General features: G+C 68.3%; 19 protein-coding genes. 8 read left to right on the forward strand and 11 right to left on the reverse strand.

Annotated features, from left to right (window positions below):
- Nucleotides 1-73: 73 nt before the first annotated feature.
- Complete coding sequence (locus tag P7B02_RS18155; protein WP_277787772.1) at nt 74-631, reverse strand: DUF4287 domain-containing protein; 558 nt, start codon at nt 629-631, stop codon at nt 74-76.
- A gap of 77 nt (nt 632-708) precedes the next feature.
- Nucleotides 709-1,446, reverse strand: coding sequence for a class I SAM-dependent DNA methyltransferase (locus tag P7B02_RS18160; RefSeq protein WP_277787773.1), 738 nt, complete (start codon nt 1,444-1,446; stop codon nt 709-711).
- On the opposite strand from P7B02_RS18160, the gene P7B02_RS18165 reads away from it, so the two are divergent.
- Nucleotides 1,445-2,095, forward strand: coding sequence for a glutathione S-transferase family protein (locus tag P7B02_RS18165; RefSeq protein ID WP_277787774.1), 651 nt, complete (start codon nt 1,445-1,447; stop codon nt 2,093-2,095). The genes P7B02_RS18160 and P7B02_RS18165 overlap by 2 nt on opposite strands.
- On the opposite strand, the gene P7B02_RS18170 is transcribed toward P7B02_RS18165, so the two are convergent.
- On the reverse strand, nt 2,092-2,463 hold the full coding sequence (locus P7B02_RS18170) for a DUF4180 domain-containing protein (RefSeq protein ID WP_277787775.1): 372 nt from the start codon (nt 2,461-2,463) through the stop codon (nt 2,092-2,094). The two genes, P7B02_RS18165 and P7B02_RS18170, sit on opposite strands and share 4 nt — an antisense overlap.
- Before the next feature lie 134 nt (nt 2,464-2,597).
- Between P7B02_RS18170 and P7B02_RS18175 the strand changes: the two genes are divergently transcribed.
- The 3 genes from P7B02_RS18175 (at nt 2,598) to P7B02_RS18185 (ending at nt 6,851) form a co-directional block, all read left to right on the forward strand.
- Nucleotides 2,598-4,109, forward strand: a complete 1,512-nt coding sequence (locus P7B02_RS18175) for a CoA-acylating methylmalonate-semialdehyde dehydrogenase (protein WP_277787776.1) — start codon at nt 2,598-2,600, stop codon at nt 4,107-4,109.
- Between the two features lie 103 nt (nt 4,110-4,212).
- Nucleotides 4,213-4,998 carry an SDR family oxidoreductase gene (locus P7B02_RS18180; RefSeq protein WP_277787777.1) on the forward strand — a complete coding sequence of 262 codons (786 nt, stop codon included), beginning with the start codon at nt 4,213-4,215 and terminating at the stop codon, nt 4,996-4,998.
- A gap of 113 nt (nt 4,999-5,111) precedes the next feature.
- Nucleotides 5,112-6,851, forward strand: a complete 1,740-nt coding sequence (locus P7B02_RS18185) for an ATP-binding protein (RefSeq protein ID WP_277787778.1) — start codon at nt 5,112-5,114, stop codon at nt 6,849-6,851.
- Between the two features lie 125 nt (nt 6,852-6,976).
- Here the strand turns inward: P7B02_RS18185 and P7B02_RS18190 are convergent, their stop codons facing one another.
- From P7B02_RS18190 to phnD, 4 genes are all read right to left on the reverse strand, one after another.
- Nucleotides 6,977-7,780: a MetQ/NlpA family ABC transporter substrate-binding protein gene (locus P7B02_RS18190; protein ID WP_277787779.1), complete on the reverse strand. Its 804-nt coding sequence runs from the start codon at nt 7,778-7,780 to the stop codon at nt 6,977-6,979.
- A 19-nt stretch (nt 7,781-7,799) separates the two neighbouring features.
- Complete coding sequence (locus P7B02_RS18195; RefSeq protein ID WP_277787780.1) at nt 7,800-8,465, reverse strand: methionine ABC transporter permease; 666 nt, start codon at nt 8,463-8,465, stop codon at nt 7,800-7,802.
- Nucleotides 8,465-9,445 carry a methionine ABC transporter ATP-binding protein gene (locus tag P7B02_RS18200; RefSeq protein WP_277787781.1) on the reverse strand — a complete coding sequence of 327 codons (981 nt, stop codon included), beginning with the start codon at nt 9,443-9,445 and terminating at the stop codon, nt 8,465-8,467. The genes P7B02_RS18195 and P7B02_RS18200 overlap by 1 nt, the downstream gene beginning before the upstream one ends.
- A gap of 107 nt (nt 9,446-9,552) precedes the next feature.
- A complete protein-coding gene (phnD, locus tag P7B02_RS18205) occupies nt 9,553-10,539 on the reverse strand; it encodes a phosphate/phosphite/phosphonate ABC transporter substrate-binding protein (protein ID WP_277787782.1) in 987 nt (328 codons plus the stop codon).
- A gap of 134 nt (nt 10,540-10,673) precedes the next feature.
- On the opposite strand from phnD, the gene P7B02_RS18210 reads away from it, so the two are divergent.
- Nucleotides 10,674-11,948 carry a M20/M25/M40 family metallo-hydrolase gene (locus P7B02_RS18210; protein ID WP_277787783.1) on the forward strand — a complete coding sequence of 425 codons (1,275 nt, stop codon included), beginning with the start codon at nt 10,674-10,676 and terminating at the stop codon, nt 11,946-11,948.
- A 112-nt stretch (nt 11,949-12,060) separates the two neighbouring features.
- Here the strand turns inward: P7B02_RS18210 and P7B02_RS18215 are convergent, their stop codons facing one another.
- From P7B02_RS18215 to P7B02_RS18230, 4 genes are read right to left on the reverse strand one after another with little or no spacing between them, the layout of a single operon-like run.
- A complete protein-coding gene (locus P7B02_RS18215) occupies nt 12,061-12,762 on the reverse strand; it encodes an anti-sigma factor (RefSeq protein ID WP_277787784.1) in 702 nt (233 codons plus the stop codon).
- Nucleotides 12,759-13,322 carry a sigma-70 family RNA polymerase sigma factor gene (locus tag P7B02_RS18220; protein ID WP_277787785.1) on the reverse strand — a complete coding sequence of 188 codons (564 nt, stop codon included), beginning with the start codon at nt 13,320-13,322 and terminating at the stop codon, nt 12,759-12,761. The genes P7B02_RS18215 and P7B02_RS18220 overlap by 4 nt, the downstream gene beginning before the upstream one ends.
- Before the next feature lie 60 nt (nt 13,323-13,382).
- A complete protein-coding gene (locus P7B02_RS18225) occupies nt 13,383-13,787 on the reverse strand; it encodes a DUF2177 family protein (RefSeq protein WP_277787786.1) in 405 nt (134 codons plus the stop codon).
- 11 nt (nt 13,788-13,798) lie between these two features.
- The gene (locus tag P7B02_RS18230; RefSeq protein ID WP_277787787.1) at nt 13,799-14,815 is read right to left on the reverse strand and encodes an SAM-dependent methyltransferase; all 1,017 of its coding nucleotides are present in this window, start codon (nt 14,813-14,815) and stop codon (nt 13,799-13,801) included.
- Nucleotides 14,816-14,934: 119 nt separating this feature from the next.
- Here P7B02_RS18230 and P7B02_RS18235 point away from each other — a divergent pair, with 119 nt between their 5' ends.
- The 3 genes from P7B02_RS18235 to P7B02_RS18245 are packed head-to-tail and all read left to right on the forward strand — an operon-like array spanning nt 14,935 to nt 17,584.
- Nucleotides 14,935-16,293: an NAD(P)/FAD-dependent oxidoreductase gene (locus P7B02_RS18235; RefSeq protein ID WP_277787788.1), complete on the forward strand. Its 1,359-nt coding sequence runs from the start codon at nt 14,935-14,937 to the stop codon at nt 16,291-16,293.
- The gene (locus tag P7B02_RS18240) at nt 16,293-17,075 is read left to right on the forward strand and encodes a DUF1365 domain-containing protein (protein ID WP_277787789.1); all 783 of its coding nucleotides are present in this window, start codon (nt 16,293-16,295) and stop codon (nt 17,073-17,075) included. Before P7B02_RS18235 ends, P7B02_RS18240 begins: the two co-directional genes overlap by 1 nt.
- A complete protein-coding gene (locus P7B02_RS18245) occupies nt 17,072-17,584 on the forward strand; it encodes a lipocalin family protein (RefSeq protein ID WP_277787790.1) in 513 nt (170 codons plus the stop codon). The genes P7B02_RS18240 and P7B02_RS18245 overlap by 4 nt, the downstream gene beginning before the upstream one ends.
- Nucleotides 17,585-17,638 lie beyond the last annotated feature (54 nt).

Below are 17,638 nucleotides of genomic sequence, written 5' to 3' on the forward strand. Positions count from 1 at the left end.
TCAAACGACCACACTCAGGCATCGCCGGCCTCACACCCTGGCAACGGGTGAACAACCTTCTTGGAAACGACACCTAGGCCGCCGCGTAGGCGGCCCACAGCCACTCCACCAGTTCCGCGTCGATCTCGGCGGCGTCCGTCAGGCGGGAGCGGTGAGTGACCATGCTGTTCCAGGAGCCGGCGGCGGCGAAGCGTTCGGTGGGAGCCACGGCCTTGCGCTTGACGCCGATGTCGAGACGGCCCGCAACCGGCTGGACGATGGCGAACTTCCGCGTGCCGCGAACCAGGCTGACATAAGTGTCCGTGGGGGCCAGGTCGACGTCGTCACCCAGGGCCTTGGCCTTTTCCGCCACGGCGTCGAACAGCGGGCGCAGGGACGCACGGCCGCCCGAGAACAGCTTGTCGATCCGGTCGCCTGCCGCGCCGCGCGGCTCCACATCGGCCTTGAGCAGGGCGAAGATCGCCATGGCGTGGCCCCGGCCCAGGTCGAACTCATCCTTCAGCCACGCCACCACGTCGCCGGCCTTCACGCCGGGTCCGGCAAGCCCCTTGGCGGCGGCGAGCGCTTTCAAGGCGTCTGGACTCTTGCCGGTCTTCGCCTCAACGGCGTTGAGATAGGCCTGGAAGGACATAGGGGCTCCTCGTGGTGTCTGTCCGCCCTAGGACGGACGAGCGGCGGCCGACCCGACAGGCCGCTCAAGCCTTTTGATCAATTCTCGAAGCGAGCCAGCCAGACGGTGTGTCCCCCGCAGCTCGGGTCGTCGGCCAAATGCCGCAGCACCCGAAAGCCGTGGCTGGCCAGCAAACCCTCATACTCCGTTCGGTCCAGGCTGGCGTGATAGAGCGGGTCGCCTCGATATTCGCCGACGACCTCGCCCGCGCTGGGCCCGCTGGTGAACATGAGCGCCGCGCCAGGCGCGGCATGGTCCCGAAAAACCGCGAACATGGCGCGTTGGTCCGCCGGCGTCAGGTGGAAGAAGCTGTCCCAGGCCAAAATCCCGCCGAAACGCCGACCCAAGTCCAGGCGGCGCATGTCGGCCACGCGCCAGTCTCCGCTCGGAAAGCGCTTGCGGCAAAGCGCGACGAGGGTGGTGGAGGAGTCCACGCCGGTCAGCGCATGGCCCGCCTCGATCAGGTGTCGGGCGATGGGCTCGCCGCAGCCGCAGCCAAGGTCGAGGATCGGCGCATCCGGACTGGCGGCCTTGCGGAAGGCCGCAAGCCATCCCCGCTCCATCAGGCTGCGTCCGCGGTCGCGGTCGTAGTCCTCCGCGTGGCGCTCATAAAGCGCAATGATGTCGTCCGCCGCCTTCCGCATGGCCGGATGATCGCGAGCCGACCCATGGCTGGCAAGGCGGCGCGGAGAATTTGCCGGGACGTGTCGGAAACCCTCCCCCTCGTCCGTCCTTGAGATGAAGCGGCTCAGCCGCACGAAGGGAGAAAAGACCATGATCAAGGTCAGCGCTTTTAAATGGGTTCCGGATTTCGCTCAGGGACTGGTGCGCGACCTGCGGGTCCGCTGGGCTCTGGAAGAGGCGGGCTGGCCTTATGAAATCAGGCTGATCGGACCGGAAGATCAGGAAAGCGAGGCCTATCGCGAGAAGCAGCCCTTCGGCCAGGTGCCGGCCTATGAAGAGCGCGGCCAGGTTCTCTTCGAATCCGGGGCTATCGTCCTGCACATCGCGGAACGCACCGAAGCCCTGATGCCATCGGACGTGGAGCAGCGCGCGAAGACGGTCACCTGGCTGTTCGCCGCGATGAACACCATGGAGCCCGCCTTCGATGGTCTGGCCGACCTGGACCTGTTCCATCCCGGCCAGGCGTGGGCGCTGGCGCGTCGGCCGGAGGCGGAGGCCTTCGTGAAGCGCCGCTTGACCGAACTGGCTTCCTATCTGGCGGGCGACGACTATCTGGTCGCGGGCCGGTTCACCGCCGCCGATCTCTTGATGACGACGGTGCTGCGCAACTTGCGGCACACGGATCTGGTCACCGCCGATCCGGTGCTGGGCGCCTATCTGCGGCGTTGCGAGGCGCGGCCTTGCTTCCAGAAGGCCCTGGCCGACCAGATGGCCACGTTCGAGAAGTACGCGCCGGCCTAGGCGCGGACCGCCAGCCCTCGTTCGAGCGCCGCCAGGTCTGGAACGAACCAGACTGACGGGCCCAGGTTCGACTCGTGGACGAAATCGCGCAGGGCGTCGCTGCCGGCGATCTCCGTCGAAATGTCGCCGACGATGGCCACGTTCAGTCGGTAATTGACGAACTTCTGGATGACGAGGCCGGCTATGCGGGTGCTGAGCCGCAGAAAGTCCGGTCCCAGCCGTGCGGTTGGGATCACGAGCCACTCCGCCTCGTGCGACCACGCCGCGCTGATGAAGTCGTTGGCGTCGGATTCGGCCGCCAGCAGCGGACCGTGCGGCGAAAAGACCAGCACGCGGGTCTCGCCCAATGTCGTCGAATGATCTTCCATGCCCGCTCATACCGGAGTTCGCTCGTCCCGCGCCAGCCATCGCCCCTAGGTCGCCGCATTCGGCGAAAATCATTCGCCCAAGGCGGCGTGGTTTGATAGCTCGTTCCGCAAAACAAGAATTACGGAGGAGCCCCATGCGCAGCATCCACCATTTCGTGAACGGTCAGGCCTTTGAAGGCGCCTCGGGCCGGTTCGGCGACGTGTTCAGTCCCAACACCGGCGAGATCCAGGCCCGCGTCCAGCTGGCGACCCCCGCCGAGCTCGATGCGGCGGTGCAGGCCGCCGTCGCCGCCCAGCGCGTCTGGAGCACGGTGAACCCGCAGCGCCGCGCCCGGGTGATGTTCGAGTTCAAGCGCCTGGTCGAGGCGAACATGGGCCAGCTGGCCGAGCTGCTGTCCAGCGAGCACGGCAAGGTCATCGCCGACTCCAAGGGCGACATCCAGCGCGGCCTGGAGGTGATCGAGTTCGCCTGCGGCATCCCCCATGTCCTCAAGGGGGAATACACCGAAGGCGCCGGGCCGGGCATCGACGTCTATTCCATGCGCCAGCCCCTGGGCGTGGCGGCGGGGATCACCCCGTTCAACTTCCCCGCCATGATCCCGATGTGGATGTTCGGGGTGGCCATCGCGGTGGGCAACACCTTCATCCTCAAGCCGTCGGAGAAGGACCCGTCGGTGCCGGTGCGCCTGGCCGAGCTGATGATGCAGGCCGGGGCCGAGCTGGGCCTGGACATGAAGGGCGTGCTGAACGTCGTGCATGGCGACAAGGTCAGCGTCGACGCCATCCTGCAGCACCTGGACATCAAGGCCGTCAGCTTCGTCGGCTCGTCCGACATCGCGCACTACGTCTATTCCCAGGGCACGGCGAACGGAAAGCGCGTCCAGGCCATGGGCGGAGCCAAGAACCACGGGATCATCCTGCCTGACGCCGACATGGACCAGACGGTGAAGGACCTGCTGGGCGCGGCCTATGGCTCGGCCGGCGAGCGCTGCATGGCCCTGCCGGTGGTGGTGCCGGTGGGCAAGGCTACGGCTGACGAGCTGCGCGAGCGGCTGGTGGCCGGCATCGAGACCCTGAAGGTTGGGGTCAGCACCGACGGCGAGGCGCACTACGGTCCGGTGGTGTCCAGCGCCCACCGCGCCAAGGTGGCGGACTACATCCGCCTGGGCGCCGAGGAGGGGGCGGAGCTGGTGGTCGACGGCCGCGACTTCGCCCTGCAGGGCTACGAGAAGGGCTTCTTCATCGGCCCGACCCTGTTCGATCAGGTCAAGCCGACCATGAAGACCTACCAGGAAGAGATCTTCGGCCCCGTCCTGCAGATCGTCCGCGCCGAGACCTTCGAGGAGGCGGTGCGCCTGCCGTCGGAGCACCAGTACGGCAACGGGGTGGCGATCTTCACCCGCAACGGCCGGGCGGCGCGGGAGTTCGCCTCTCAGGTCAATGTGGGCATGGTGGGCATCAATGTGCCGATCCCGGTGCCGGTGGCCTATCACACCTTCGGCGGCTGGAAGCGCAGCGCCTTCGGCGACACCAACCAGCACGGCATGGAAGGCGTGAAGTTCTACACCAAGGTGAAGACCGTCACCGCCCGCTGGCCGGAAGGCGAGAGCGAGGACAGCGCCTTCGTCATCCCGACCATGCGGTGATCGACCGGTGTTCGTCGCCAAGCGGTGAACTCTCGGCTTTTACGACCTTGCGTCGGGCGGTCTGACGCCCTTCTGTCAGAGCACGATTTGATCGGAGCGTTTGATGGATTTTGGCATCGCCGGCAAAACGGCGCTTGTCCTGGGCGGCAGCGGCGGACTGGGAAGAGGGATCGCGCGGGCCCTGGCGGCTGAGGGCGTGCGGGTCGCGGTGGCGGGCCGCAACGCCGCCGCCGTCGAGGAGACCTGTTGTCAGGTCTGGGACAGGAACGTCCGCTGCCTGCCTCTGACCTGGGACCTCGCTGATCCGGCGCAGATCGAGCCGAACATCGCCTGGATCGAGGAAGAACTCGGTGCGGTCGAGATCCTGATCAACAACACCGGCGGCCCGCCGCCGACGCAGGCCCAGGGACAGGACCCGGCCCTGTGGACCGCCCAGTTCCAGGCCATGGTGCTGTCGGTGATCGCCATCACCGACCGCGTCCTGCCGGGTATGAAGGCCGCTGGCTGGGGCCGGATCATCACCAGCACCTCGTCGGGGGTGGAGGCGCCGATCCCCGGCCTGGCCATCTCCAACGCCCTGCGCGCCTCGCTGGTGGGGTGGTCCAAGACCCTGGCGCGGGAGGTCGCGCCTCACGGGATCACCGCCAACATCATCGTGCCCGGCCGCATCGCCACCGACCGCATCCATTTTCTCGACAGCAAGCGGGCCGAGGCGCAGGGCCGGACCGAGGAAGACGTGCGGGCCGAGGCCACCGCCGCCATTCCTGCCGGCCGCATGGGCACGCCGGAGGAGTACGGCGCCGTGGCGGCGTTCCTGGCCAGCCGGCAGGCCGCCTATGTCACCGGCTCGATCGTGCGGGTGGACGGGGGCATGATCCCCGGTATCTGATCCGGATCAAAATTGGCGAAAGCGGCGAAATATTCGCGCGTTAGTCGGTTTTCTGCGGCTTTGATTAAACATTGAGGCGCAGGCTCCTCCCCTATCCGGGAGGAGAGCCTGGAGTGTCGAAGACCGAAGACTACGGCGCGGTGGCGATAACTCGCGCCAAGGAACTGCCGACCCGCCTGGCGCTCGCCCTGTTTCTGGCGGGCGTGGCGACCATGCTTTCCGGGCCGCTGTGGCCGGCGGTCTGGTACGGTTGCGTCTGCGTAGCCCAGGCCATCGACTGGCTCGCCTTCAAGCCCATCCGCCAGGATCCCGACCGCGCACCGTCGCGTGTCCGCATCTGGCTGTGCGTCCTTTCGGCCACCTTCAACACGGCGGTCTATTCCGGCATCGCGGTCTATCTGTGGTTCGCGGGCGGCGAGGCGGGCAAGCTGTTCGCCATCCTGCAGCCGGCCGGCGGGCTGCTGCACATCGCCCTGCACATGCACTCGGCTTGGCGGCTGTTCCTGGCCGCCGCGATCCCGCATCTGTCCTACCTGCTGTTCCTGCCGCTGCTCAGCGGCGTGCTGTCGCCGCGCGACGACATGCTGCCCATGACGGCGGTGACCATCGCTGGCGTACTCTACAGCACGCACCTGTTCGTGGCGGTGCGGCGGACCATGGCCACCAACGCCGCCCTTCGCCAAGCGCTCGACCAGGCCGACGCCGAGCGTCTGCGCGCCGAACAGGCCAGCGCCGCCAAGTCCACCTTCCTGGCCACCATCAGCCACGAGATCCGCACCCCCATGAACGCGGTGGTCGCCGCCGCCACCCTGCTGCAGGACGACAAGCTGACCCCGGCCCAGGCCGAGCATGTGCAGATGCTGTCCCATTCCAGCGAGGTGTTGCTGGGCCTGCTGAACGACGTGCTGGACCTGTCGAAGATCGAGTCCGGCAAGCTGGTTCTGGAGGAGGTCGCCATCGACCTGCCCGCCAAGCTGGAGGCCAGCCTGCACCTGTGGCGCGGCCGGGCCGAGGCGGCGGGCGTCACCATGTCCGGCGACTTCGCCGACGTGCCGGCGCGCATCGTCACCGACCCCCTGCGGTTCCAGCAGATCCTGTCGAACCTGTTGTCCAACGCCGTGAAATTCACTGAGGCAGGCTCCATCGAGCTGCACGCCGGGCGGCTGACCTGGCCCGCACGGCTGTGGGTGGAGGTGCGCGACACCGGCGTGGGCATGACGCCGGAAGTGGCCGCCCGCATCTTTGACCGCTTCGAGCAGGCCAATCCCGGCACCAGCCGCAGCTATGGCGGCACGGGCCTGGGCCTCAGCATCAGCCGCCACCTGGCCGAGGCCATGGGCGGCTCCCTGACCGTGCGCAGCGAACCCGGCGCCGGCTCGGTCTTCCGCCTGGAGCTGCCGCTGGTCTTCGGCGACGAGGGCGCGATCTCCGCCGAGCATGACGAGGAGGTCGCCGACGGCTGCCTGCGGCAGGTCAACGTGCTGCTGGCCGAGGACCATCCCGTGAACCAGAAGATCGTCCAGCTTTATCTGGAGCCGCTGGGCTGCCGCGTGACGGTGGCGGAGAACGGCGAGGAGGCGGTCAAGATCGCCGCCGTCCAGGCCTTCGACGTCATCCTCATGGACATGCAGATGCCGGTCATGGACGGCATCGAGGCGACCCGCCGCATCCGCGAGACCGGCGCCAACCTGGACACGCCGATCCTGGCCCTGACGGCCAACGCCCTGCTGGAGCATCGCCAGCAATGGCTGCGGGTGGGGGTGGAGACCTTCCTGACCAAACCCCTGGACGCCCGCGGCCTGATCGAGGCTGTGTCGACGGCGGCGGCCGAGGGCGACCGCCGCGCGGCTTAAAATCCTCCCCTTTGGGGGAGGGGGACCGCGAAGCGGTGGAGGGGGTAGGACTGGGCTCTGGCTCAGCAGTCCCCCTCCGGCCCTCTGGGCCACCTCCCCCAAGGGGGAGGATTTAACTTCAGCCTTTAGAACGCCGGGACCACAGCGCCGTCGTAGGTCTTCTCGATGAAGGCCTTCACTTCGGGGCCGGTCAGGGCCTTGGCCAGCTTCTGGACGCGCGGGTCGTTCTTGTTATCCTCGCGCGAGACCAGGAAGTTCACATAGGGGCTTTCCTTGTCCTCGATCGCCAGGGCGTCGCGGGTCGGGTTCAGCTTGGCGTCGAGGGCGTAGTTGGTGTTGATCAGCGCCAGGTCCAGCTCGCCCAGGACGCGGGGCAGGGTGGCGGCCTCCAGTTCGCGGAACTTCAGGTTCTTGGGGTTTGTGGCGATGTCCTTCAGGGTCGCCAGGGCGTTTGTCGGATCGGTCAGGGTGATCAGTCCGGCCTTCTGCAGCAGCAGCAGGGCGCGGCCGCCATTGCTGGGCTCGTTCGGGATGGCGACCGTGGCGCCGTTCGGAATGTCGGCCAGGGCCTTGTGCTTGCGCGAATAGGCGCCGAGCGGCTCGATATGGACGCCGACCACGGTGACCAGATGCGTGCCGCGCTCCTTGTTGAACTCGTCGAAGTACGGCTTGGTCTGGAAGTAGTTCACGTCCAGCTGCTTCTGGTCGACCTGCAGGTTCGGCTGAACGTAGTCGTTGAACACCTTCACCTGCAGCTTCACGCCTTCCTTCTCCAGGATCGGGCGGACCACTTCGAGGATCTCGGCGTGCGGCACGGCGGTGGCGCCGACGGTCAGGGTGTCGGCGGCGCTCTGAGCCGGCTGGCGGTTGCAGGCGGCCAGCAACAGGGTCGAGGCGGCGGCGATCAGAAGGGCGCGGCGGGCGAGCATCGGGGAAAGGTCCTTTGAACTAGCGGCGGCTGACGCGGACGACGAGGCGGTCGCCAACCATCTGCAGCACTTGCACGAGCACGAGAAGCAGCACGACGGTGACGATCATCACGTCGGTCTGGAAGCGTTGATAGCCGAAGCGGATGGCCAGGTCGCCCAGGCCGCCGGCCCCGACCACCCCGGCCATGGCGGTGTAGGACACCAGGGCGATGGCGGTGACGGTGATTCCGGCGATCAGGCCGGGCAGGGCTTCGGGCAGCAGGGCGCCGAAGACGATCTGGCGGGGCGTGGCGCCCATGGCCTGGCTGGCCTCGATGACGCCGCGATCCACCTCCCGCAGGGCGGTCTCCACCAGGCGGGCGAAGAACGGCGCGGCGCCGACGACCAGCGGCGGGATGGCCCCGGCGACGCCCAGCGACGTGCCGACCAGCAGCACGGTCAGCGGGATCATGATGATCAGCAGGATGATGAAGGGCACGGCCCGCAGGATGTTGACGATCACCGACAGAACGGCGTGAACCGCCTTTTGCTCCAGCAACTGGCGGGGGCCGGTCAGGAACAGCACCACGCCCAGCGGCAGGCCGAAGGCCACGGTCAGGGCCAGCGAGCCGCCCAGCATGGCCAGGGTGTCCAGGGTCGCCTGGCCGATGTCGGCCCAGTCGATATTGGCGAAGAAGCTGTCCATCAGCGCGCGGCCTCCACCTGGACGCCGGCGGCTTCCAGCCGGCGGCGGGCCTCGGCCACATCGCCGCCGATCAGGGCGACGGTGAGCTGGCCATAGGGTTCGTCGCGGATGCGGTCGATGCGCCCGGACAGAATCGAATAGTCGACGCCGGTCTCGCGGGCGATGCGGCCCAGGATCGGCTCATAGGTCGAAGCGCCCCGGAAGGTCAGGCGCAGGGCCGAGCCGTCGGCGGGGATGGCGTCATCCTCCAGCCCGGCGTCGGCCAGCATGCGGCGGGTGACGGCGTTCTTGGGGTGCAGGAAGACATCGGCCACTTCGCCGGTCTCCACCACTTGGCCGCGCTCCAGCACCGCCACGCGATGGCAGATGCGGCGGATGACCTCCATCTCGTGCGTGATCAGCACGATGGTCAGGCCGAGTTCGCGGTTCAGGTCGGCCAGCAGGGCCAGGATCTGGTCGGTGGTCTCGGGGTCGAGGGCGCTGGTCGCCTCGTCGCACAGCAGGACGGACGGGTTGGTGGCCAGGGCGCGGGCGATGCCGACGCGCTGCTTCTGGCCGCCGGACAGCTGGGCCGGATACTTGGCGGCATGGTCGGCCAGGCCGACGCGGGCCAGCAGTTCGGCCACCCGGCGGTCGATCTCGGCCTGGGGCGTCCCCGCCAGCTTCAGCGGGAAGGCGACGTTCTGGGCGACGGTCTTGGATGACAGCAGGTTGAAGTGCTGGAAGATCATGCCGATGCGGCGGCGCAGACCGCGCAGCCCGGCGGGGGGCAGGGCGCCCACATCGGCGCCGTCCAGGACCACGCGGCCGTCGGTCGGCTTCTCCAGCCCGTTGATCAGCCGGATCAGGGTCGACTTGCCGGCGCCCGATTGACCGATGACGCCGAACACCTCGCCCTGGGCCACGCGCAGGGAGACGCCGTCCAGGGCGGCGCCGCCGGCCTTGGGATAGATTTTGCGAACCTGCTCGAATTCGATCACGGAGTAGAGGAGTCCTTGGCGAAGGGGCGGTTCATTAGCCCAACAATCGCCAAGGCGGCGCTAAAAAATGCGCTTTCGAGCTTATAGAAAGTCTGAGGGCTCCGGACCTACAGCGCGCCGCCGCGACGGGCGCTGAGCTCGCTCATGGCCTTGCGGGCGGCTTCGGCGGCGGCGGCGTCGCCCTTGCGCTGGGCCTCCAGAAGGTTCGCGGCGGCCTCCATCTCCCGCACCGGGATCAGATGATCGTCGCCCGCCGCCTGGAAGACGCCGAAGTTGAGGTCGGTCAGGATCTTCCGCTCGCGCTCTGCGTCGGCGTCGTCGCCGACGCCATATCCCAGCAGGAAGGACTTCAGCTTGGCCTTGATCTCGGGGTCGAGGTCCTTGCGCCAGACGATGGGGTCCTCGGGCAGCTTGGGCGAGGTCCATAGCACCTCGATCTGCTCCAGCACCGCGTCGGCCTTCGGGTCGTGGCGGCGCTGCATGCGCTCCACGTCGTTGGTGTTGTAGGTGGCGGCGTCGAGCAGGCCGTTGGCCACCGACAGCAGGTTCGCCTCGTGCTTGGCCGAGCGCAGGTTGGAGAAGCAGGCCTGCGGATCGATGTCGCGCGGCCCGAACAGATAGGTCAGCGGCGCAAGGGTGCCGGAGGTCGACTTGGCGTCGCCCATGCCGAACGAGTAGCGCTTGCCGCAGGCCAGCAGCTTGTCCAGCGTCACGCCCGAACCGCGCTTGGTGATGATGAGGGCGTTGTAGCCTTCCTTGCCGCCCGGGTGGGTGGACTTGGCGAACACCTCGCCGCCGCCGCGCCGGACCGCCTCCATCCCGGATTGGTTCGAGAACCAGCCGGCGTCGCTCTGCTTGAAGCGCATGGCCTCGATCAGGGAGGTGTAGTTGCTGGCGTAGAAGGGCTCGACCTTCAGGCCGGTCTCCTTGGCCATGTCGTCCAGGAACGGCTGCCACTTCTCGCTCTGATTGGCCGAGCTCTCGGTGGACAGAATGGAGAAGCGCAGAACCTTCTGCTCCGCCGGCTTCTGCGGGCCGCAAGCCAGCAGGACCAGGGGCGCGAGCGCCGCGGCAACCAGGCGACGATTGAACATGTGACGCTTCCCCCAACGATCAGCGGTCTCGAACCTATGCCGCATTTGTGTCAGCGATCTTACAGATTATCCGCGCTTTGGCGGGTGGGATTGATGCTAAGCAAGGCGCCTCTGTTTTGGGGGAGTCCAGTTTCATGCGTCACGCCGTCAGCCGTCTCAGCCTCATCGCCGCCCTGGCCCTCGCGCCGGGTCTCGCCCTCGCGGCGCCGACCGCCGCCGAGAAGATCGTCGCCAGCGCGCCTTACAAGAGCGCCGTCGCCGCCCTCGACGCGGACCATGACCGCATCGTCAGCGAGATCATCACCCTGGTCGAGATTCCGGCGCCGCCGTTCAAGGAGGCCGAGCGCGCCAAGGCCTATATGGCGATGCTGAAAGAGGCCGGTCTGACCGACGTGGAGATGGACGAGGAAGGCAACGTCATGGGCGTGCGCAAAGGCACGGCCAAGGGCGGCAAGCTGACCGTCATCGCCGCACACCTCGACACGGTCTTCCCGGAAGGCACGCCGATCAAGGTGAAGCGCGAGGGGACCAAGCTGTCGGCCCCCGGCATCGGCGACGACACCCGCAGCCTGGCCGTCCTGCTCGGCTACATCCGCGCCATGGACAAGGCCGGGATCAAGACCAAGAACGACATCCTGTTCGTCGGCAATGTGGGCGAGGAAGGCCCCGGCGACCTGCGCGGCGTCCGCTACCTGTTCACCAAGGGCAAGTACAAGGACAACATCGGCAGCTTCATCTCCATGGACGGCACCGATCCGTCGCGGGTGGTGAACGGCGGCGTGGGCTCCAAGCGCTATCGCGTGACCTTCAACGGTCCGGGCGGCCACAGCTACGGCGCCTTCGGCCTGGTGAACCCGATGACGGCCATGAGCCAGGCGGTCACCGATTTCTACAAGATCCAGGTTCCGGCCAAGCCGCGCACGACCTACTCGGCCAGTGTCACCGGCGGCGGCACCTCGGTGAACTCGATCCCGAACAGCGTGTGGATGGAGTTCGACATGCGCTCGGAGAGCCCGGAAGAGCTTGAGAAGCTGCACCAGCAGTTCCTGAAGATCGTTCCGGCCGCCGTGGAGGGCGAGAACGCCGCCCGCTCCACCCGCGCCGGCAAGATCAGCGCCGACCTGAAGATGATCGGCGACCGTCCGGGCGGCTCCACCAGCGCCGACACCGCCCTGGTGAAGGCCGCCCAGGACGCCATCCGCGCCAGCGGCATGTCGCCGGAGCTGCAGTTCTCGTCCACCGACGCCAACATGCCGATGAGCCTCGGCATCCCGGGCATCACCATCGGCTCGGGCGGCACCGCCGGCCGCGCCCACGCCCTGGACGAATGGATCGACGTGGAGAAGGGCTCCAGCCTCAAGGGCATGAGCACCGGCCTCGCCATCCTGCTGGCGGCGGCCAACCAGTAGAGCTTCCTTCCCCTTGATGGGGGAAGGGCCGCGGATGGGGGTGGCCGCACGGAACCGGCCGGCGGTTTCACCCCCACCCAACCCTCCCCCATCGAGGGGGGGCTTTAGGAGACTAAAGCGGCGTCAGGCTGCCGCTGGCCACCACAGGGCCGGTGGGCTGGCCGGTGGGCGAGCCGCCCAGGGGTTCGGCCGAGACGGCGAGCGTGCCGGTCTGGCTGAGGCCGAAGCGCTCGGTGGGGATCACCAAGACCTGGCCGGCGCTGATCACGCCCATGGACACCGGCTTGCCGTCGGCCGGCAGCATCCACAGCTCGTGGTCATGGACGCCGTCCGGGCTCACCGCCGCCGGGGCGATGATCAGCCGTTTGCCGGCCTCGTCATAGGCCACGACGAAGGCGGGCGGGCCGGCCTCCGGCTTCAGGGCGGCCACCGCCATGGGCGTCGGCTTCGGCTCGGGGACCACTGGCGCGGGCGGCGCGACCGGCGCCGGCGTCGTCACCAGCACCACCAGGCAGGCCGCCGCCGCGGCGACCGAAACGCCCGTGGCCGCGCGCCACAGATTCAGGTTGTTCCAGATCGTCACCGGCGCGCCCAGGCCCGCCTTGATCCGCATCCAGACGGTGCGCGGCGGACGGACCGGCGTCACCTCGTCCACCAGCGGCGCCAGGCGGCGGTCCCAATCCGCGACCTCGGCGGCGAAGCCCGGCTCGCGCTCCATGCGGCGGCGGGCGGCGGCGCGTTCGTCCGCGCCCAGCACGCCCAGGGCGTACTCGGCGGCGGTCATGTCCTGTCCGTCTTCGTGGGCGTCGGTCATGACTCGAGACACATCCGAAGCTTCATGAGCGACCGGCGGATCCAGCCCTTCATGGTGCCCAGCGGCACAGCGGCGGCCTTGGACAGCTCCTCATAGGTGCGGCCTTCGAAGAAGGCGGTGCGGATGGCCGAGCGGTGCTTCTCCTCCAGCTCGTCCAGGCAATGGGAAAGCTGCTGGGCGTCCTGGGTCGCGCTCAGGCCGTCGAAGGCGGAGGGGCTGTCGTCGGAGATCTGCGACGCCTCGTCGATGGGGCGGGCGTCGCGGCGGCCGGTCACGCGCAGGCGGTCGATGGCGCGGTTGCGGGCGAGGGTCGACAGCCAGGTGATCGGGCTGGCCCGGTCCGGGTCGAACTGGTCCGCCTTTCGCCAGACGTTGAGATAAACTTCCTGCAGCACGTCCTCGGCCTCGCTCCTGTCGTTCAAGATACGCAGGCAGACGCCGAATAGTTTGGCCGAGGTGCGATTATAGACGTCTTCGAGGGCGCGCCGGTCGCCGGCGGCGGTGCGCAGCAGGGCGCGGCTCAACTGGGCGCGCTGTTCGTCCGCCGTGATCACGCTCATGCAACAACCTTGGCCCTTCTAGGAGCCAAGGCGTCGCATGACCCGCGCCGGCTGGCAACGTCAGAAACGTTCGGAGAAACGTGCCGCTGCGTAACCTGCCAGCGCCGAGCCGCAGGTGAGGACGACGCCCCAGGTCAGGTCGGCGGCGGTGATCTTCCACGACCACACCTTCAACGTCGCCTGGTTGGTCAGGTCGTAGGTGGCGTAGGCGACGAAGCCCAGCGCCGCGCCCATCAGAGCCGTCCGCGTCGCTGACCCGGCCTTCAGTCCCGGCTCGACGGCGAACAGCACGATCCCCGCCAGATAGATCAGGTAGAAGGCCACCGCCGCCGGCATCGACACCTTCTCGGCGAGGATTTCGCCCAGGATCGGCTTGTACAGCCGCGGCGTGGCCAGGGTCAGCCAGATGGCGTCCAGCACCACGAAACCGACGCCGGCTCCCAGATAGGCGAAGACATACTGCACCGGCGCTCTCCCTAGGCGGCTTTCAATCGGTAATGGCTGACGCCCCACACGTCTCCGCCGCTGTCGCCGAACAGGCCGGCGGTGGCCATGAAGAACCGCCGCCAGCGGCGCGTCCACAGCCTGGCGTCGGCGCCATAGACCTCGCGCATCAGACCGGCGATCTCGTCACGATGGGCGTCCATGTTGGCCAGCCAGTCATAGGCGGTGCGCTCATAATGCTCGCCGCTCCAGCGCCATTCGGCCTCCACCTCGAACAGGTCGGGGAACTGCCGGATCAGGCCATGGCTGGGCATGACGCCGCCGGTGAAGAAGTGCTGGGCGATGAAGTCGCTGCGGTCGCTGACCTCGAAGCGATAGGGCGTGGTGGCGTGGGTGAAGACGTGGATGAACATCCGCCCGTCCGCCGCCAGCCAGCCCTTGGCGCGGGTCAGCAGGGCGCGCCAGTTGGCCATGTGCTCGAACATCTCCACCGAGACGATGCGGTCGAAATACTCGGCGATGTCGAAGTCGTTCATGTCGGCGGTGATGACCCGCAGGTTGGTCAGACCCCGCGCCCGCGCCTGGGCCTCGATGTGCTCGCGCTGGGGGCGGGAGTTGGACACGGCGGTGATGCGTGACGCCGGATACTGCTCGGCCATCCAAAGCGACAGCGAACCCCAGCCGCAACCGAGCTCCAGCACCTGCTGGCCGTCCCGCAGTCCGGCGTGATCGCAGGTGGCGGCGAGGGCGAACACCTCCGCCTCGGCCAGGGTCGTGACGGCGGCGGGGTAAAGGCAGGAGGAGTACTTCAGGCGCGGCCCCAGCACGCACTCGAAGAAGCGGGGCGGCAGTTCGTAGTGCTGGGCGTTGGCGGCGTCCGTGTGCTCCGCCACCGGGCGGGCGGCCATTTCGGCGGCGAAGCGGGCGTCGATATCAGGACGGTTCTCGGTCGCCAGACCCCGGCGCGCCCCGGCCACCAGGCTGGCGATGGCGGGACGGGTGACGAAGTCGGGGGCGGGCGCGTCCTGAAGGGCGTTGATCAGATTCATGCGTCGGCGGTCCTCCGTTCCTGACGGCAGCTACGACGCCGCGCGACATTTGGATGCGCCGCGCATCCGCAATGCTTCACCGCCCGTAGCTGTCCCCGCAGACACCCCTTGGAGGAAGCATGCCGTCAGCCGTCCCGTCCCCTGAACGCCCCCTTCGCATCGCCGTGATTGGGGCGGGCGTATCCGGCCTGTCGGCGGCTTGGCTGCTGGGATCGCGGCACGAGGTGACGATCTACGAGGCCGCCGACCGCCTGGGCGGCCACGCCAACACGGTCGACGCCCCCCAGCCCGGCGGCGAGGTGACGGCGGTGGACACCGGCTTCATCGTCTATAACGAGGTCAACTATCCCAATCTGACGGCCCTGTTCGCGCACCTGGGCGTGGCGACCAAGCACGCCGACATGTCGCTGGCGGTGTCGCTGGACGACGGCGAGATCGAGTACGGCAGCCACAACCTGGCCTCGCTCTTCGCCCGCCCCAGCAGCCTGGTGCGGCCCCGGTTCTGGGCCATGCTGCGCGACCTGAACCGCTTCTACCGCACCGCGCCGGAGGAGCTGCCGACCCTCGATCCGGTCATCTCCCTCGGCGAATACCTGCACATGCGCGGCTACTGCGCGGCGGTGCAGGAAGACCACCTGCTGCCCATGGCGGCCGCCATCTGGTCGGCCACCGTGGCCGGGGTGAGGGAGCATCCGGCGGCGGCCTTCATCCGCTTCTTCCACAATCACGACCTGCTGCGGTTCCTGGGCCGGCGCACCTGGCGCACGGTGCATGGCGGCAGCCGCGCCTATGTCTCGCGCCTGGCCGAAACCTTCCGGGGCGAGATCCGCACGGGCTGCGGCGTGGCCGCCGTCAGGCGCACAACCGACGGCGTGCAGGTGCGCGACGTCCACGGGCAGACGCGGACGTTCGACCACGTAGTGATCGGCGCCCACGCGCCCCAGGCCCTGCGCATGCTGGAGGATGCGTCGGCGGAGGAGCAGGCGATCCTCGGCGCTTTCCGCTACACCCCCAACGTGGCCGTGCTGCATGGCGACCGCAGCCTGATGCCCCGCCGCCGCGTGGCCTGGGCCAGCTGGAACCACATGGGCTGGCGTGCCGATCCGGCTTCCGGTTCTGTGACCTACTGGATGAACCGGCTGCAGGGACTGCGCCGCTCGACGCCCCTATTCCTGACCCTGAACCCGCACAAGGCACCGGACCCCGCCACGGTGGTCCGCACGGAACACTACGACCACCCCCACTATGACGCCCGGTCCATGGCGGCGCAGAAGCAGCTCTGGTCGCTGCAAGGCGTGCGGCGGACCTGGTTCTGCGGCGCCTATTTCGGCTCCGGCTTCCACGAGGATGGATTGCAGGCGGGACTGGCCGTGGCCGAGCAATTGGGCGGCGTGCGTCGCCCGTGGGAGGTGGCGGATGAGAGCGGCCGCATCTTCCTGAGCGATCCCACTCCGGCTGAGCCCGTCGAGGCGGTGTGATGGACGACGCCTCCGCGCTCTATGTGGGAGAGGTGCGGCATCGCCGGACGCGGCCGCGCGAGCATGCCCTGCGCTATCGCGTGTTCATGCTGCTGCTTGACCTTGATCGGGTCGATGGTCTGCTGGGACGCCTCAGGCTGCTTCGGCGCGGGCGGTTCGGGCTGATGAGCTTCAGCGCCGCCGACCACGGCGACCGCAGCGGCAGACCCCTGCGCGAGCAGGTGGAGGCGAAGCTGGCGGCGGCGGGGACCGAGGCCGGCGGGCCGATCCGCCTGCTGACCATGCCGCGCATCCTGGGCTACGGTTTCAACCCGCTCAGCCTCTATTTCTGCCACCGGCCCGACGGCTCCCTGGCGGCCATCCTGTATGAGGTCAGCAACACCTTCGGCGAGCGGCACGACTACCTGATCGCGACCCCGGAGGGCAGCGAGGAGGCTGTGCGCCAGAGTGCGCCCAAACGCTTCTACGTCTCGCCCTTCATGGACATGGACCTGTCCTACGCCTTCACCGTCCAGCCGCCGGCCGACCGGACCGGCGTGACGATCACGGTTTCGGACGGGGAGGGACCTATGCTGACCGCGTCCTTCGCCGGGGATCGGCGGCCGCTGACTGACGGCCAGCTTCTGCGCGCCTGGCTCAGCCATCCGCTGCTGACCTTCAAGGTGATGGCCGGCATCCATTGGGAGGCGCTGAAAATCTGGCGCAAGGGCGTGGGCTTCCGCCATCGCCCGGCCTTGCCGCCGCATGGGGTGACAGTCGGCCAGCCGGGGGCGGCCGCATGAGAACGCTCGCCGCCATGATGGTCGCCTTCGCCTTGCCGGCGGCCGCCTTCGCCGCCGCGCCCGAGCCGCGCAAGCCCATCGAGATCGACCGCTTCATGGGCCGCTGGTACGAGATCGTCCGCACGCCCAATGACGGGCAAAAGAACTGCCACTCGGCCAGTCAGCTATGGTCCCAGCGGCCGGACGGGACCTTCGACATCGCCCAGACCTGCCGCAAGGGATCGCCGAGCGGGCCGTTGCGATTGGTGGAGACGCGGGCGCGCATTCTCGATCCCGGAACCAACGCCAAGTTCGAGGCCAGCTTCTTCGGCGGCCTGCTGCGGCGGAAGTACTGGGTCATCGACCGGTCGGACGATTACGGCTGGATGATCGCCAGCACCGCGGACGGGGACTTCGTCGCCCTGCTGTCGCGCCAGCCGACCATGCCCGACGGGCAGGTCCAGGCCCTGATCGCGCGGATGCGGAGCCTCGGCTTCGTGAAGAATCAACTGCTGATCGTGGCGCGCTAGCCTTGGGCTCGCGGCAGGCCTAGGTTCGCCCTGAGTCCCCGTTGGAGAGTTTTG

The sequence above is a fragment of the Caulobacter segnis genome, from assembly GCF_029543125.1.
GTDB lineage: Bacteria > Pseudomonadota > Alphaproteobacteria > Caulobacterales > Caulobacteraceae > Caulobacter > Caulobacter segnis_D.

Coding starts and splice junctions, on each gene's coding strand:
- P7B02_RS18155 (WP_277787772.1), bottom strand. CDS start 631: ATGTCCTTCCAGGCCTATCTCAACGCCGTTGAGGCGAAGACCGGCAAG.
- P7B02_RS18165 (WP_277787774.1), top strand. CDS start 1,445: ATGATCAAGGTCAGCGCTTTTAAATGGGTTCCGGATTTCGCTCAGGGA.
- P7B02_RS18160 (WP_277787773.1), bottom strand. CDS start 1,446: ATGGTCTTTTCTCCCTTCGTGCGGCTGAGCCGCTTCATCTCAAGGACG.
- P7B02_RS18170 (WP_277787775.1), bottom strand. CDS start 2,463: ATGGAAGATCATTCGACGACATTGGGCGAGACCCGCGTGCTGGTCTTT.
- P7B02_RS18175 (WP_277787776.1), top strand. CDS start 2,598: ATGCGCAGCATCCACCATTTCGTGAACGGTCAGGCCTTTGAAGGCGCC.
- P7B02_RS18180 (WP_277787777.1), top strand. CDS start 4,213: ATGGATTTTGGCATCGCCGGCAAAACGGCGCTTGTCCTGGGCGGCAGC.
- P7B02_RS18190 (WP_277787779.1), bottom strand. CDS start 7,780: ATGCTCGCCCGCCGCGCCCTTCTGATCGCCGCCGCCTCGACCCTGTTG.
- P7B02_RS18195 (WP_277787780.1), bottom strand. CDS start 8,465: ATGGACAGCTTCTTCGCCAATATCGACTGGGCCGACATCGGCCAGGCG.
- phnD (WP_277787782.1), bottom strand. CDS start 10,539: ATGTTCAATCGTCGCCTGGTTGCCGCGGCGCTCGCGCCCCTGGTCCTG.
- P7B02_RS18210 (WP_277787783.1), top strand. CDS start 10,674: ATGCGTCACGCCGTCAGCCGTCTCAGCCTCATCGCCGCCCTGGCCCTC.
- P7B02_RS18215 (WP_277787784.1), bottom strand. CDS start 12,762: ATGACCGACGCCCACGAAGACGGACAGGACATGACCGCCGCCGAGTAC.
- P7B02_RS18220 (WP_277787785.1), bottom strand. CDS start 13,322: ATGAGCGTGATCACGGCGGACGAACAGCGCGCCCAGTTGAGCCGCGCC.
- P7B02_RS18230 (WP_277787787.1), bottom strand. CDS start 14,815: ATGAATCTGATCAACGCCCTTCAGGACGCGCCCGCCCCCGACTTCGTC.
- P7B02_RS18235 (WP_277787788.1), top strand. CDS start 14,935: ATGCCGTCAGCCGTCCCGTCCCCTGAACGCCCCCTTCGCATCGCCGTG.
- P7B02_RS18240 (WP_277787789.1), top strand. CDS start 16,293: ATGGACGACGCCTCCGCGCTCTATGTGGGAGAGGTGCGGCATCGCCGG.
- P7B02_RS18245 (WP_277787790.1), top strand. CDS start 17,072: ATGAGAACGCTCGCCGCCATGATGGTCGCCTTCGCCTTGCCGGCGGCC.